Below are 13,830 nucleotides of genomic sequence, written 5' to 3' on the forward strand. Positions count from 1 at the left end.
CGCCGGCTCGTCCACCGCTGCGAAGAAGCTCAACGCGCAGCCCTGAAGGACCCGTGCCGCGACCCGCGGCACACGGTTGGCCGGCAAGTCCGACACTCTCGATGCCGAGAACGCCGCACGAGCCGTTCTGGCCGGGTTCGCGACTGCCACTCCCGAGAGCGCCGACGGTGCCGCAGAGATGATTCGGCAGCTGAAGATCGCCCACGACCAGGCCGTCGAGCACCGACCTGCAGCCATGGTGACGATGAAGGCAATGCTCGTGCACGCACCCGACGAACTGCGTCGAGAGACCGCACGCAAGACCCAGTGAGGGGGGCTGGTGCACGAGTTGGTGACAGCTGGTCTCAGGCGGCGAGTGCGACCTGAGTGGTCATGATGGTCTCGAACTCGATCGGTGTCAGCCGTCGGGTCTGCTGCACGGATAGGTGACAGTCGGTTTCAGGCGGCGAGTGCGACCTGAGGGGTGTTGATGGTCTCGTACTCGATGGGTGTCAGTCGACCGAGTCGGGCCTGGCGTCGTCGGCGGTGGTAGGTCCGTTCGATCCAGATGATGATCGCCAGGCGTAGGTCGGCGCGGGTGGCCCAGTGTCGTCGGTCCAGGACGTTCTTCTGCAGCAGGGAGAAGACAGCTCTCCATGGCGGCGTTGTCCCCGGCGGAGGCGACCTGGCCCATGGACCCGACCAGGTCGTGGCGGGTCAGTTCGCGCAGCACCTTCCTGCTGCGGAACTGACTGGGTTCAACCGGTCGATGCAACACCTGCCCGTTGGAGCGACCGTAGCTGCTCATCGAGGACCTCGGCCGGTGTTCTCCAGCCGAGGACCTTGCGGGGTCTGCTGTTGATCGCGGCCTGGACGGCCAGGAGGTCCTCGGCCGGCCAGCGGGACAGGTCGGTGCCCTTGGGGAAGTACTGGCGCAGCAGCCCGTTGGTGTTCTCGTTCGTGCCGCGCTGCCAGGGTGAGTGCGGGTCGGCGAAGTAGACGGCGATCCCGGTGTCGATCGTGAACTGCGCGTGGGCGGACAGCTCCTTGCCGCGGTCCCAAGTCAACGACCGCAACAGCTCGGACGGCATCGTGGTCATCGTCGCGGTCAGGGCGTCCTTCATCGCGATGGCGCCGTAGCCGCCAAGCGCGGGCCCGTTCTTGACCGGTGGGACTGTCCCGTAGCCCTCGAGACGTGGCAGGTGGACCAGCAGGGTGTAGCGGCTCGTGCGTTCCACGACGGTGCCGATCGCGGACCGGTTCAGCCCGATCATCAAGTCGCCCTCCCAGTGCCCGGGCACTGCCCGGTCCTCGGCCTCGGCGGGCCGCTCGGCCAGGACGACGTCAGCCGTGACGTGCCCCTGGGGCCTGTTGCGGGCCCGCTCCCGGGGCTTGCGCAGCGCCCGGCCGGTCCGCAGGCAGGCCACCAGCTCGCGCTGCAGCGCCCCGCGTCCCTGGATGTAGAGCGCCTGGTAGATCGCCTCGTGGCTGATGCGCATGTCCTCATCGTCGGGGAAGTCGATGACCAGCCGCCGCGAGATCTGCTCCGGGCTCCAGGCCGTCGCCCACCGCCGGTCGCTGCGGTGCGGCTTGTTCAGGCCCTTCCAGGTCGTCGCCGGCCCTGCCGCCAGCGTCCCGTCCGGTCGGCGCAACTGGCCGCTCAGCCGGACCTGGACGTACTCCTGCAGACGAGCGTTGATGACGAGCTTGGCTGGCTTGGGGCGCCGGGCGGCGGTCTGCGCCTTCCACTGCGCGACCGTCGCCCGGTACTCGGGCTTGCCGCCCCGGGTCGCCGCGTTGCGTCGCAGCTCCCGCGAGATCGTCCCCGGATCACGCCCCAGCTCGCGGGCGATCGCGCGAACACCAAGCCCGCGCGCTTTGAGAAGTGCGAGCTCCTCGCGCTCGTGGAACGACAGGTAGCGGCCGGTCGGCTCGGCCAGCGGCAACGGCGCCATCCCGCCAGCGTGACGAAACCACCGCGACCCGACCGGCCACGACACACCAACCCCGGCCGCGGCCTCCTCGGAACTCTTGCCCGCCGCGATCAACCGCCAGAACTCCCGCTCCACATGCCGAGCGGGAATCGGCCGCCCCGGTGAACGCATCGCCGGTCGCAACGCCCGGTCCGCCTGCTGCTGCCGTCGCACCACCTGACACCTCCGTGATCACGAGGTGTTGCGACGACCGGTTGAGTCCGCCCTGGCTGCCTCGATCGGAGTGCACGATGCACCCGGCGACGTCACGACGGCGTTGTACGGCGCCGGCCAGGGCGTTGACTGCGATCCGGGACTTCATGCGGTCGCTGATCGAGTACCCCACGATCCGGCCCGAGTACACGTCTTTGATCGCGCACAGGTACAGCTTGCCCTCGGCGGTGGGGTGCTCGGTGATGTCCCACAGCCACAACCGGTTCGGGGCGTTGGCGCGGAACTGGCGGCGCACGAGGTCGTCGTGGGCCGGTGGCCCGGGCTTCTTGCCGTTCTTGGCGCGGCCCTTGCCGAACACCGACCACCACCGGTTGTCCCGGCAGATCCGCCACACCCGCCGGTCACACGCTGCCAGGCCGGCCGCGGCGGCCTCGTCGGCCAGCAGCCGGTGCCCGAACTCCGGGTCGCCGCGGTGGGCGTCGAACAGGACGTTCGCCAGATACGCCTCCTCGAGGTCGCGGGCGGTCACCGGTGCGGCGAGCCACCGGTAGTAGGGCTGGCGGGCGAGCTTGAGGACCCGGCACGTCACCGCGACGGGAATCCCGTGACCGGCGAGCTCTTTCACGAGCGGGTACATCATTTTCCCGGCAGATGCGCCTGGGACAGGTACGCCGCGGCGCGGCGCAGCACCTCGACCTCCTGCTCGAGAAGCCGGTTGCGGCGGCGCAGCTCGCGCAGCTCGACCGACTCGCTGGTCGTCACGCCGGGTCGGTTGCCGTCCTCGACGTCGGCGGCATGCATCCAGTTGCGCAGGCACGAGTCGGAGATGCCGAAGTCCTTCGCGATCTGCGAGACCGGCGCTTCGCCGCGCCGGGCGATCGCCACGACGTCGTCGCGGAACTCCTTGGGATAGGGTCTGGGCACGATGCACATCCTTCCAGCGGCACCTCACGGCACCGCAGGTCAGGTGTCACCTATCCGTGCAGCAGACCCGCCCTCGGGTTCCGCAACCTGACCAACTACATCGTCCGCAGCCTGCTCGAAACCGGCGCTTCACGACTACACCCTCGACTGCGATGAGCCGCGGAAGCTCGCGCGGACCTCATGCGCCCCCCGAACGAACTTTCCGGAAGCGACGAGCCTCGATCCCTCGTAGAGCTCGACCTTCTCGAGCTGAGCAAATGCCGCGCCGAGCATTTGAGGGTGCATTACTCGAATGTCGACAAGCACCTCTTCGCCGAGCGCAAAATGCGAAATGCCCGTAGCGCTCTCGACGACACATGAGGTCTGGAACTCGCCGAGTTCCAGTTGCGAGCGAACACCAGACAGCGGCGCGCTCACCCGCCCACCCTCTTCAGACCGAAGGAAACGAATCAGCGCCCGTCGAACCGAGAGCTCTTTCGATTCAGAATGCATGCGTAACCCCTATGAGCCCGGCATGAAACACGTCGCTCTGCCACCCAGGCTGAACGGCGTACACGCCGTTTCCGAAAATCAGCGGATCAATGCGAGTGGAAACTCTGCGACTCCGTCGATCGCCGATCTATTCACTGTTGCCTTGAGCACCGCGACCTTCGAAAGGATCACTGCGCTCACCTCGCAAAGTTTAGGGGAACGTGGACTCTTGTGACGTTTGTGCGTGGGCCGATCTTCCCTTGACCGGGAGACGGTGGGTTAAGACGGTGATCGCGGTGCCATGGAAGAGTCACTTGGTGAACTCCTGGCTGAGCAATCGTCCCGTCACCGGGTCGAGGCGGACGCGGTACCCGGTCCACGTCGCTGCCAGGAGGACTCCTTCGATGCCTACGTCCACCCCGACGAATGCATCCGCCGATCCGACCTCGGGAAGTTCACCCCGCCATGCGACCTCACCAGAGGACGTGACTCGCACGAGATTCCGAACTCGGCCTCCACCAGTTGGCGGGTCTAGCAGTGCAATCGCCGAACGACCATCCGGAGCTACGTGCAGATCTCGGACCGGCATACCGTCCGGCATGCCGGTCCACAACTCACGCGCGCCTTCCGATGCGATCGTGAGGACCCCGCTACTCACCGAGAAGAAGAGCCGGCTACTCACGGGAGGATCTCTCCCTTCCCGAAACTGGAGAGCGGGATGCGCTCCAGCAGTTGGGCTTGTGCCCATCCGCCAGGCTGACCGAAGGCCGGTGCCGCGGTCCCCACCTGCATGCGCACGCCCGGTGGGAGGGTCACCCGCGAGACGTAGGTTGCCGCGTTCTCAGCCGGGAGTGCAAGACCCTCCCGCGCCGCAACCGACGAGACCGGCCTGATCGGGGTCAACCACGAACCGGCCTGGTCCGCGCCACCACCCCAGACCCGATACATCGTCTCGCCCTCGCACGACAGCCGACTCAATGAGTTTCCGGCCCACGGTGCAACCCGCGCCGACGCCTTAATCGCTGCGATGCCGGTGTTTGCGGCCGTCTCGACGGCTGCGCGGGCGGAGAGTGACGCGGCGGCCTCCGCGAGTACCTTCTCGCTCAGGTTACCGACGTAGGAGGTCGCCTTGGCGGCGTTGCCCGCGTTCCCGCCGATCAGGATCTGGGGGCCGGCCCACTGTCCGATGTCGTCGGAGTACGCGTAGATGCTGTTGGTGTTCGGGTTCCCGAACCGCCCGATGGTCCCTGGGGTGACGAGGTCGACCGCGCCCAGCACGGCGTCGGCTGATCCGGCGCCCCACGACTGCAGGCTGTTGACGATGATGCTCTGACCGTCGGAGTCCTCCAACCACGTGCTGTACCAGTTCGCGGTCCCCCGCACGGCGACCATGCCCGCCTGCTGGAAGCAGTACCGCACGCTCGTCGCGCTACGCCGCTCGTCCGCCGACCTCGCCTCGGGCGACCTGGCCGCGACGGACCTCATGTGGTCCGGCCCCGACGACAGCGCCGGCCCGTGGCGCGGACTGCTCGACCTGCGCCGCGGCGACGCACGCATCCTGGTCAACCTCGACGACGACGAGCGCGCGATCACGCTCGAACCCGACGTCCCGCTCGTCGTCGCCGCGGCATGGAACACCGTCCGCTACGACGGCCCGGACACGCTCGCTACACACCCGTCGGATAGATCCCAGTGTGGCGAGCAAGCACCGCGACGTGCGTGCCCACCAAACCCACGGGGGGTTCACCGACAGTCTCAATGAGAACGATCGAATGCACGATGCGCAGCGTCAGAATTCCATCCTGGTCAACGCCCTCGACGACTCCTTGTAGCAGCAACTCGCCGTCCGCCGGGGCAATGCCTCCAGGGAGGTCCGGAGCGACAAAGATGTCGGCCCAGTCGATCTGCCCGGGAACCTCGAGTTCAACATCAACCTCGGTCACGGCCGTCGGAGGGGCCTCGCCTCGCCACAGACCAGTGCCAGACACTCCCGAGGCAGTCACGACCACAGTAGGAGGGTCGCCCTCGGCGACCTCGCCGAGGGCGACGCGCATCACCAGGCTCCCTTCGGGAAGGGCACCCGCACGAGCACGTTGTCGACGAACCAGGTGTTCGAACCCGGGTCGAAGCTCCACGTCTCCTCGTGGAAGTGAAACCTCGTCCGGGAACTGCCCATCTCATGTGGACCGAAGCGGATGCTCCGGGCGCCGTCTGCCGAAACGATCCTGTTCGGGTCAGGCAGACCGGTACGAGGGTGGGTGTTCGTGGTCGGTCCCTTCCCCAAGAAATCGTCCCAGCGAGCAACGGCCTCACTTGGCTTCAGCGCCTGGGCCGCCGTTCGCTCGGCCGCAACCACCGAAGGAGCGGCCTCTACGGCCGTTTCGACGGCTGCGCGAGCCGACAGTGACGCCGCGGCCTGCGCGAGTGCCTTCTCGCCTAGGTTACCGACGTAGGTGGTCGCCTTGGCGGCGTTGCCCGCGTTCCCGCCGATCAGGATCTGGGGACCGGCCCACTCTCCGATGTCGTCGGAGTACGCGTAGATGCTGTTGGTGTTCGGGTTCCCGAACCGCCCGATGGTTCCTGGGGTGACGAGGTCGACCGCGCCGAGCACGGCGTCGGCTGATCCGGCGCCCCACGACTGCAGGCTGTTGACGATGATGCTCTGACAGTCGGAGTCCTCCAACCACGTGCTGTACCAGTTCGCAGTCCCCCGCCCGGCTCGGGCGATCGGATCGGTGAGCCAGTCCCAGCTGATCATCAACCCGGTGGGGTCTGACCAGGTGGTCGGGTTGTTGTTGGCGTAGACGTAGGCGTTCCACTGCTGAGGGTTGGTCAGGTCGAGTACCGGGTCGACGGAGATGAACCGGCCGGTGGTCTCGTCGTAGTAGCGGGCACCGACCTGCGTCAGACCGGTACTCACGTCTCGGGTCTTGTCGAGGAACTGCCGCTCACCGGGGACGTCGACGCCCGCGCTGCGGGCCGCGCCGAACGGGTCGGTGTACTGCTTGACGACACAGGCCGCGGTCCATGTGGTGTTCGCGATCGCGATCAGGGCCGTGCCGTGCAGGTCGGCGACCAAGGACGTGACCGCCCCCAGACCCTTGCCGGTGCGCACGGCCACGGTCTGCCCGTCGAACGAGTAGTACCGCACCGCGGAGACGACCTCGCCGTGCTCGACGCGGATCTCCTGCCCACCAGGCAGGTAGACCGTCGTGCCGGAGGAGTCCGTGCGGGTCAGACGCTCACCGTCCGCGTCGTAGACCATCGAGGTCCTCGACCCCGCAGCGCCCACCGCCGTGAGCTCACCCTCACCGTCCCACACCAGCGGCCCCGAACCCGGCCGCGCGGTCTGCCGCCCGGCCGCGTCGTACTCGTAGCCCGCGGTCGTGGGCGCCGCCCCGTTCACCGAGGATGCGCGGCCGATTGACCCGGCTTGTCCCGGGACCTTCGTCTCGGTGGTCAGTCGGGGCGGCTTGTCGCGCTCCACGTGGGCGCGGGGCGTCCTCTAGCGTGGCGGTGTGCCTGAGGTGGAGCCGTACACGCTCGCCGTGGACTGCGGCGGGGGTGGCATCAAGGCGTCGGTGCTCGACGCGGCCGGGACGTTGCACGCGCCCGCGGTGCGGGTCCCCACGCCGTACCCGTTGCCGCCGCAGCGGTTGGTGGAGACGATCGCGGGTATCGCGGCGGACCTGCCGCGCGCGGACCGGCTGACGGTCGGGATGCCGGGGATGATCCGGCACGGCGTGGTCGTCGCGACCCCGCACTACGTGACGAAGCACGGGCCGCGGACGGCGGTCGACCCGGACCTCGTCGTGGCGTGGGCGGGGTGCGACATCCGCGCGGCGCTCGAGGCCGGGCTGGGGCTGGCGACGATCGTGCTGAACGACGCCGAGGTGCACGGGGCGGGCGTGGTCTCGGGGACGGGGCTGGAGCTGGTGCTGACGCTCGGCACGGGGCTCGGGTCGGCGCTGTTCGACGGCGGGGCGATCGCGCCGCACCTGGAGCTGTCGCACGCGCCGGTGCGCCGCGCGGTGACGTACGACGAGTACATCGGGCAGCCGGAGCGGCGTCGGCTGGGCAACGCGCTGTGGTCGCGGCGCGTACAGCGCGTGGTCGAGGGGTTCCGGCCGGTGTTCCACTGGGACCGCCTCTACCTGGGCGGGGGCAACGCGCGGCACGTGACACCGACGGTCCGGGAGCGGCTCGGTGACGACGTCGTCGTCGTGCCGAACCAGGCCGGGATCGTCGGCGGCGTGCGGGCATGGACGTTGACGCGCGCGCGCTGATGCCGTGTCGGCTCGCCGGCGCCGTTACCGTGTCCCGCCATGGGCTGGTTCTCCCGACGACCTGACGACGACCCGACGACGGCCGCTGCGACCGGTGGGGACGCCTTCGCCGACGACGCGCTCGCGCCGCTCGGCCGCGCGGACGCGGACTGGCTGCGGTCCGCCGCGCTCGCGGGGTTCACGCGCATCGGAGTCCCGGGGGTCGAGGCACGCGCCGACCACCTGGTCGACGCGGCGGGCAAGCAGTACGGGCTGACGAACCTCGCAGCGCTGCTCGCGCAGCAGGACCGCGCGCAGTGGCAGGGGGTCGTGGACACGCACTGAGCTCGCTCGCGCTCGCGCTGCGGCGGGCGGAGTCGACGTACGACGAGGTCGCGCACCTCCTGGTCGCGCGCGTCATGGTCGAGGCGGACCTGCCGGTGCTGCCGCCGGACGCCGGTCCGTCGCTCGGCGGCGGGCTGTGCGTGCGCGCGGCGATCGACTACCCCGAGTCGGTGTCGGTGCTGTACGACGACCGGCTGGGCGGCTGGGAGGTCACCGGGGACGCGGCGCTCGCGGGTCTGCGCCGCCTGCCGGCGCCCGCGCACGAGACGTTCGAGCACGACGTGCACCTGTTCGAGGCGGCGGACTTCTTCGGTGCGTCGCGCGTGCTGGTGCACGACGAGCTGCTCGACTCGGTCGGTCTCACCGACCGGCCGTACGGCACGCTCGTCGTGCTGCCCGCGCGCGCGCTGCTCGGCGTGCACGTGCTGCGCGACGCCACGGTGGTCCACGCGCTGCACCTCATGGCCCGGCTCGCGCGCGCCGCGCAGTCGCAGCCGGGCGCCATGAGCCCGCACGTGTACTTCCGCGCGCCCGACGGCACGCTGCAGCAGGTCACGCGGTACTCGGACGAGAAGATCGACATCCTCGTGGAGGGTGCGTTCGCGGACGCGATGCGGGCCGCGCGGCTCGTCGACTGACCCGCGCCGGGCGCTCGGTACAGTCGGGGCACCATGTCGAGCGAGACCCCGAGCCCCGAGCAGCCGCAGACCCCCGTCGTCGTCCCCCTGCCGGACGGCTCGTCCGCGACGCTGCGCGTGGGCGAGGCTCCCACGGTCGACGAGACGGTGCTGGCGGCACTGCGCACCCTGCCCGCACCTGAGCACCAGGTCGCGTCGTTCGCGGTGCACGCGTTCTCGGGGGACTCGCTCACGGCCGGCCGCGTGCTCGTCGTCGAAGACCTGCTGGTGACGGTCGACGACGAGCCCGCACCGCACGGCCTGCTGGTCGCGGTGCCCGACGCGCGCTCGTTGCTGGTGCACGCGGTGCGCGACGAGCACGTGCTGCGCGCCGCGCACCTCATGGCGACCATCGCGCGGCTGCGGCAGGGCGAGGCGGACGCGATCGACGCCGACGTGTTCTACCGCGCCCCGGACGGGACGCCGCAGCGCATCACGGCGCACGCCGACGCCGAGGTCGAGGTGCACGTCGAGGGCGCGTTCGCCGACACGCTCGCGGCGATGGGCCTGATCGACCGCAGCCGCCGGGCGCGCCGCGCGGCGAAGCGCGCGAAGCGCTGACGAGATCCGCGCCGACGAGGTTCGCGCTGCCGCTGGCGTCCACCGCGGGCACGATGGCTCGATGACGAGCGAGCCGACCCTGTGGACCGTCGGGCACTCGACGCGCCCGTTCGACGAGCTGCGCGCGATGCTCGACGACGCGGGGGTGACATGCCTGGTGGACGTGCGCCGGTTCGCCGGCTCGCGCCGCAACCCGCAGTACTCCCCGGACGCGCTGCGCGAGCAGCTCGGTGACGCGTACCTCCCGCTGCCCGCCCTGGGTGGTCGTCGGACGCCCGCACCGGACTCCCCGAACGACGCGTGGCGCGTCGCGGCGTTCCGCGGCTACGCCGACCACCTCGCGTCCGACGAGTACACCGGCGCCCGCGCGCTGCTCATGGCGCGCGCGCAGGCCGAGCGGTGCGCCGTGATGTGCGCCGAGGCCGTGTGGTGGCGGTGCCACCGGCGGCTGATCGCCGACGACCTCACGGCGCGCGGCTGGCTCGTCCGGCACCTCATGGGCCCGGGCACGACGGTGACGCACCCGCTCAACCCCGCGGCACGGCTCGTCGACGGGACGCTGCGCTACCCCGCGGAGGGGACGGGCTGACGACGCCGCGGGTCCCCCGTGACCTGGTCGTACGCCTCCAGCACGGCACGCGTGAACCGGACGGGCGCCACGACGCTCACGAGGTGCGTGGCACCGGGCACGACCACGAGCCGGCCGTCGTGGCACGCGGCGAGGAACGCGCGCTCGTCGGCGCGGAAGTGGTCGTAGCGCCCGTTGACGAGCCAGACCGGCGCGGTCACGCGCGTGAGGTCCGCGACGGGGTCGAGCCCGCCGACCTCACGCAGCACGTCGGCCATCACGTCGAGCGCGAACCCGCCCGCGCCCAGATCCGCGCCGGCGTCCGGCGGGAGCATGAGCCGCACGAACCCGTCGTTGAGCCCTGCCCCACGGTCGGGCAGCCGGGCGATCAGCGCCGCGAGCGCGGCCCACCCGCCGACCAGGACGCGACGCGGGCGTGTGCAGCACCCGGCGGCGAGCAGCCCGGCGACCTGCTCGGGGTGCCGAGCGGCGTGCGCGACCGCCACGTACGCGCCCAGCGACAGCCCGACGACGAGGGCGCGGCCGCCGAGACCGTCCACCGCGTCCGCGATCGTCGTCACCGCACCGTCGGCCGTGAACCGCTCCGCGGCACGCGTACCGTGCCCGGGCAGGTCGACCGCGGTCGTCGGGATCCCGGCGCGCGCCAGCGCGTCCGTCTGCGGGCGCCACATGGTGCGTGACGTGCGCACGCCGTGCACCAGCACGATCCCGGTGTCCCCCACGAGGTGACCGTACCTCGGACACCCTCCGCTCCGGTCACCCGATCGGACCCCGTACGAACCAAGGCGTTCCGGTCGCGCCGCCGCCGGGGCCACCCGCCACGTGCCGGTGTTCCCTACGGTCGTGCGGACCGTCTCCAGCCGGGCCACCGATCATCGAGGACACATGCGCCTGACCGCCCCCTTGCGTCGCGCCACCGCCGCGCTCGCCACCGCCTCTCTCGCGCTCGCCGCCCTCGCCACGGGTCTCGTCGCCCCGGCGGCCGCCGCGGGCGTCGGGTTCGTCGTCGACGACTTCGCCGGCACCTCGATGGGCCCGCGCGAGCTGCTCACGCCGGGCGAGTTCGAGTGCGGGCCGACGCGCAACACGACCCTCACCCCGGGCGCAGGGACCCTCAAGGTCGACGTGCGGGTGCCCGATTCGCTGGGCTGCACGTACGGCGACGCTCGGATCCGGTGGACCGCCGCGGGGACGGTGGACCTGCAGGCGGGCGGCGCGGACCGCATCGAGATGCGCTACCGCGACGTGCTGCCCGACCAGCCGTCGGCCGTGACGTTCGGTCTCCAGGCGGTCGACGTCAACGGCAAGGTCGCGTCGGTGGGCGGCCTGTCCCGCAACGGCGGCGCCGCGTCGGACTGGCTGACGGTCCGCTACACGCCCGCGTACGTGGGCGACGTCGCCGTCCTGTCGTTCCCGTCCGGGTTCGACCGCACGCGGGTCAAGTCGATCGTGCTGCTCGTCGCGGCGACCACGTCGTACCAGAACGTCTCCGTGACGCTCGAGGGGATCGGCGCCGGCAACGGCGAACCGACCTACCAGGCGCCGTCGTTCGGCGCGACGACCCCGCTGGTCTTCCCGCCGTCGACGAGCACGTCGCGCACGGTCACCGTGACCGGCAACCCCGCCCCCGACGTGAGCGTGACGTCCGGCAAGCCGGCGTGGATGCCTGACACGACGACGAGGGGCGGGCGCCACCACGGTGCCCGCCCCTCGTCGCGTCCGGGCCCGGCGTAGCGTGGGCGCACGCCCGGCACCCGAGGAGGACGCATGGACCGTCCCGCGCTCCGGCTCACGTCCGTGACCATCGGCACCGACGAGCCCGCACGCCTCGCCGCGTTCTACGCGCGCCTCCTCGGCGGCCAGGTCACGGCCGCCGAGCCGCCCTCCCCCGACGACCCCGGCTGGGCGCAGGTCCGGGTCCCGGACGGGCCGACGCTCAACCTCGAGGGCGAGGTCCGGTTCCGACGCCCGGTGTGGCCCGCCGTGCCGGGCGGTCAGAACGCCACCCAGCACCTCGACATCCAGGTCCAGGACCTCGCGACCGCCACCGCGTGGGCGCTGGAGGCCGGCGCGACCCTCGCCGCGGTCCAGCCCCAGAGCGACGTGCGGGTGCTCCTCGACCCGTCGGGGCACCCGTTCTGCCTGTTCCTGTGACGTCGGTCGTCCCGGTCCCACGCGCCGGATGCCCGCACGCACGAGGGCCCGGACACCGTCTGGCGGCGTCCGGGCCCTCGTCAGTGCTGCGGAGCTCAGGCCTTGTCGTCGGCCTTGTCCTCGGCGGGAGCCTCGTCGGCGACGGGCGCGTCCTCGACGACGTCCTCGGCCACGGCCTCCTCGACCTTCGCGTCCTCGACCTTCTCGGCCTTCGGCGCGGCCTTCGCGGTGGCCTTGGTGGCCTCCTTGACGACCGCCTGCTTCGGCGAGAGCGGCTCACGCACGATCTCGATCACGGCGAGGGGCGCGTTGTCACCCTTGCGCGGACCGATCTTCGTGATGCGCGTGTAGCCACCGTTGCGCTCGGCGAGAGCCGGGGCGATCTCGGTGAACAGCGTGTGCACGACGCTCTTGTCCTTGACGACCGTCAGGACGCGACGACGCGCGTGCAGGTCACCGCGCTTGGCGAACGTGATGAGGCGCTCGGCGAGGGGGCGCAGGCGCTTGGCCTTGGCCTCCGTCGTCGTGATGCGGCCGTGCTCGAACAGCGACGTCGCGAGGTTCGCGAGGATCAGCCGCTCGTGCGCCGGTCCGCCACCGAGCCGGGGACCCTTGGTGGGCGTAGGCATGGTCAAATCTCCTTGAAGTTCTTCGTCAAGTACCGAGTCAGTGGTCCCGAGTCAGTACTGCCAACCGGTGCTGAGGTCAGTACTGCTCGTCCTCGACGAAGTCGCCCTCGTCGTCGCCGTAGTACGCCGACGCGGACGGGTCGAAGTCGAGCGGGCTGTCCTTGAGGGACAGGCCGAGCTCGGCGAGCTTCTCCTTGACCTCCGTGATCGACTTCGCGCCGAAGTTGCGGATGTCCAGGAGGTCGGCCTCCGAACGGGCGACGAGCTCGCCGACCGTGTGGATGCCCTCACGCTTGAGGCAGTTGTACGAGCGGATCGTCAGCTGCAGGTCCTCGATCGGCAGCGCCAGGTCCGCGGCCAGGGCCGCGTCCGTCGGCGACGGGCCGATCTCGATGCCCTCGGCCTCGATGTTGAGCTCGCGCGCCAGGCCGAACAGCTCGACGAGCGTCTTGCCGGCCGACGCGAGCGCGTCGCGCGGGCTGATCGCCGCCTTCGTCTCGACGTCGACGATGAGCTTGTCGAAGTCCGTGCGCTGCTCGACACGCGTCGCCTCGACCTTGTAGGTCACCTTGAGGACCGGCGAGTAGATCGAGTCGACCGGGATACGGCCGATCTCGGCGTCGAACGTCTTGTTCTGCGCGGCCGACACGTAGCCACGACCACGCTCGACGGTGAGCTCGATCTCGAGCTTGCCCTTGTCGTTGAGGGTCGCGAGGTGCAGGTCGGGGTTGTGCACCTCGACGCCCGCCGGCGGCACGATGTCCGCGGCGGTGACCTCACCCGGGCCCTGCTTGCGCAGGTACATCACGACGGGCTCGTCGTTCTCCGACGAGACCACGAGGTTCTTGATGTTGAGGATGACCTCGGTGACGTCCTCCTTGACCCCCGGCACGGTCGAGAACTCGTGCAGCACGCCGTCGATACGGATCGACGTGACGGCGGCACCGGGGATGGAGGACAGCAGCGTCCGGCGGAGCGAGTTGCCGAGCGTGTAGCCGAAGCCCGGCTCGAGCGGCTCGATGGAGAACCGCGAACGGTTCTCCGAGATGACCTCTTCGGCCAGGGTGGGGCGCTGTGCGATCAGCACGG

At 70.6% G+C, this 13,830-nt stretch carries 18 protein-coding genes and 1 pseudogene; 9 read left to right on the top strand and 10 right to left on the bottom strand.

The features are described from left to right. Positions 1-76: 76 nt before the first annotated feature. The gene (locus CBP52_RS09310; RefSeq protein ID WP_198303426.1) at positions 77-310 is read left to right on the top strand and encodes a hypothetical protein; all 234 of its coding nucleotides are present in this window, start codon (positions 77-79) and stop codon (positions 308-310) included. Between the two features lie 128 nt (positions 311-438). Here CBP52_RS09310 and CBP52_RS17905 read toward each other — a convergent pair. The 6 genes and pseudogenes from CBP52_RS17905 to CBP52_RS09340 form a co-directional block, all read right to left on the bottom strand. Beyond that, positions 439-802 (bottom strand): annotated as a pseudogene (locus CBP52_RS17905) (IS3 family transposase); the annotation flags it as partial. Continuing rightward, the gene (locus CBP52_RS09320) at positions 738-1,925 is read right to left on the bottom strand and encodes an IS30 family transposase (RefSeq protein WP_369826348.1); all 1,188 of its coding nucleotides are present in this window, start codon (positions 1,923-1,925) and stop codon (positions 738-740) included. The gene CBP52_RS09320 and the pseudogene CBP52_RS17905, both read right to left, overlap by 65 nt. Then, positions 1,810-2,766: a DDE-type integrase/transposase/recombinase gene (locus CBP52_RS18705; protein ID WP_094180714.1), complete on the bottom strand. Its 957-nt coding sequence runs from the start codon at positions 2,764-2,766 to the stop codon at positions 1,810-1,812. The genes CBP52_RS09320 and CBP52_RS18705 overlap by 116 nt, the downstream gene beginning before the upstream one ends. Then, entirely contained in the window at positions 2,763-3,050 is a 288-nt protein-coding gene (locus CBP52_RS18710) for a transposase (RefSeq protein WP_198303427.1), read from the bottom strand. The genes CBP52_RS18705 and CBP52_RS18710 overlap by 4 nt, the downstream gene beginning before the upstream one ends. A 135-nt stretch (positions 3,051-3,185) precedes the next feature. Next, the gene (locus CBP52_RS09335) at positions 3,186-3,467 is read right to left on the bottom strand and encodes a hypothetical protein (RefSeq protein WP_094180716.1); all 282 of its coding nucleotides are present in this window, start codon (positions 3,465-3,467) and stop codon (positions 3,186-3,188) included. 732 nt (positions 3,468-4,199) lie between these two features. After that, positions 4,200-4,871, bottom strand: a complete 672-nt coding sequence (locus CBP52_RS09340; protein WP_232514424.1) for a TNT domain-containing protein — start codon at positions 4,869-4,871, stop codon at positions 4,200-4,202. A gap of 4 nt (positions 4,872-4,875) precedes the next feature. On the opposite strand from CBP52_RS09340, the gene CBP52_RS09345 reads away from it, so the two are divergent. Beyond that, on the top strand, positions 4,876-5,283 hold the full coding sequence (locus CBP52_RS09345) for a DUF3459 domain-containing protein (protein WP_094180718.1): 408 nt from the start codon (positions 4,876-4,878) through the stop codon (positions 5,281-5,283). 291 nt (positions 5,284-5,574) lie between these two features. On the opposite strand, the gene CBP52_RS09350 is transcribed toward CBP52_RS09345, so the two are convergent. Further along, positions 5,575-7,008, bottom strand: a complete 1,434-nt coding sequence (locus tag CBP52_RS09350) for an RHS repeat-associated core domain-containing protein (RefSeq protein ID WP_094180719.1) — start codon at positions 7,006-7,008, stop codon at positions 5,575-5,577. Between the two features lie 31 nt (positions 7,009-7,039). On the opposite strand from CBP52_RS09350, the gene CBP52_RS09355 reads away from it, so the two are divergent. The 5 genes from CBP52_RS09355 (at position 7,040) to CBP52_RS09375 (ending at position 9,958) form a co-directional block, all read left to right on the top strand. Continuing rightward, positions 7,040-7,807 carry an ROK family protein gene (locus CBP52_RS09355; protein WP_094180720.1) on the top strand — a complete coding sequence of 256 codons (768 nt, stop codon included), beginning with the start codon at positions 7,040-7,042 and terminating at the stop codon, positions 7,805-7,807. A gap of 39 nt (positions 7,808-7,846) precedes the next feature. Next, positions 7,847-8,131, top strand: coding sequence for a hypothetical protein (locus tag CBP52_RS09360; RefSeq protein ID WP_094180721.1), 285 nt, complete (start codon positions 7,847-7,849; stop codon positions 8,129-8,131). Then, positions 8,104-8,769: a hypothetical protein gene (locus tag CBP52_RS09365; protein ID WP_094180722.1), complete on the top strand. Its 666-nt coding sequence runs from the start codon at positions 8,104-8,106 to the stop codon at positions 8,767-8,769. Before CBP52_RS09360 ends, CBP52_RS09365 begins: the two co-directional genes overlap by 28 nt. Positions 8,770-8,802: 33 nt before the next feature. Further along, on the top strand, positions 8,803-9,369 hold the full coding sequence (locus CBP52_RS09370) for a hypothetical protein (protein WP_094180723.1): 567 nt from the start codon (positions 8,803-8,805) through the stop codon (positions 9,367-9,369). Positions 9,370-9,430: 61 nt separating this feature from the next. Further along, positions 9,431-9,958, top strand: a complete 528-nt coding sequence (locus tag CBP52_RS09375; protein ID WP_094180724.1) for a DUF488 family protein — start codon at positions 9,431-9,433, stop codon at positions 9,956-9,958. Here the strand turns inward: CBP52_RS09375 and CBP52_RS09380 are convergent. Then, the gene (locus CBP52_RS09380; RefSeq protein WP_232514425.1) at positions 9,934-10,680 is read right to left on the bottom strand and encodes an alpha/beta fold hydrolase; all 747 of its coding nucleotides are present in this window, start codon (positions 10,678-10,680) and stop codon (positions 9,934-9,936) included. The genes CBP52_RS09375 and CBP52_RS09380 overlap by 25 nt on opposite strands. A gap of 163 nt (positions 10,681-10,843) precedes the next feature. On the opposite strand from CBP52_RS09380, the gene CBP52_RS09385 reads away from it, so the two are divergent. Then, complete coding sequence (locus CBP52_RS09385; protein ID WP_094180725.1) at positions 10,844-11,692, top strand: hypothetical protein; 849 nt, start codon at positions 10,844-10,846, stop codon at positions 11,690-11,692. Between the two features lie 33 nt (positions 11,693-11,725). Next, positions 11,726-12,112 (top strand): VOC family protein, encoded by a 387-nt coding sequence (locus tag CBP52_RS09390; RefSeq protein WP_094180726.1) that lies wholly within the window; start codon positions 11,726-11,728, stop codon positions 12,110-12,112. 95 nt (positions 12,113-12,207) lie between these two features. Here CBP52_RS09390 and rplQ read toward each other — a convergent pair whose 3' ends face one another. Beyond that, a complete protein-coding gene (gene rplQ, locus CBP52_RS09395; protein WP_094180727.1) occupies positions 12,208-12,741 on the bottom strand; it encodes a 50S ribosomal protein L17 in 534 nt (177 codons plus the stop codon). 76 nt (positions 12,742-12,817) lie between these two features. After that, on the bottom strand, positions 12,818-13,828 hold the full coding sequence (locus tag CBP52_RS09400; RefSeq protein ID WP_094180728.1) for a DNA-directed RNA polymerase subunit alpha: 1,011 nt from the start codon (positions 13,826-13,828) through the stop codon (positions 12,818-12,820). Positions 13,829-13,830: the final 2 nt, after the last annotated feature.

This window comes from Cellulomonas sp. PSBB021 (assembly GCF_002240455.1).
GTDB lineage: Bacteria > Actinomycetota > Actinomycetes > Actinomycetales > Cellulomonadaceae > Cellulomonas > Cellulomonas uda.

What these genes read in the sequence shown, in the direction of transcription:
- CBP52_RS09370 (WP_094180723.1), top strand. Translation starts at nt 8,803, where the DNA reads ATGTCGAGCGAGACCCCGAGCCCCGAGCAGCCGCAGACCCCCGTCGTC.
- CBP52_RS09390 (WP_094180726.1), top strand. Translation starts at nt 11,726, where the DNA reads ATGGACCGTCCCGCGCTCCGGCTCACGTCCGTGACCATCGGCACCGAC.
- CBP52_RS09360 (WP_094180721.1), top strand. Translation starts at nt 7,847, where the DNA reads ATGGGCTGGTTCTCCCGACGACCTGACGACGACCCGACGACGGCCGCT.
- CBP52_RS09385 (WP_094180725.1), top strand. Translation starts at nt 10,844, where the DNA reads ATGCGCCTGACCGCCCCCTTGCGTCGCGCCACCGCCGCGCTCGCCACC.
- CBP52_RS09375 (WP_094180724.1), top strand. Translation starts at nt 9,431, where the DNA reads ATGACGAGCGAGCCGACCCTGTGGACCGTCGGGCACTCGACGCGCCCG.
- rplQ (WP_094180727.1), bottom strand. Translation starts at nt 12,741, where the DNA reads ATGCCTACGCCCACCAAGGGTCCCCGGCTCGGTGGCGGACCGGCGCAC.
- CBP52_RS18705 (WP_094180714.1), bottom strand. Translation starts at nt 2,766, where the DNA reads ATGATGTACCCGCTCGTGAAAGAGCTCGCCGGTCACGGGATTCCCGTC.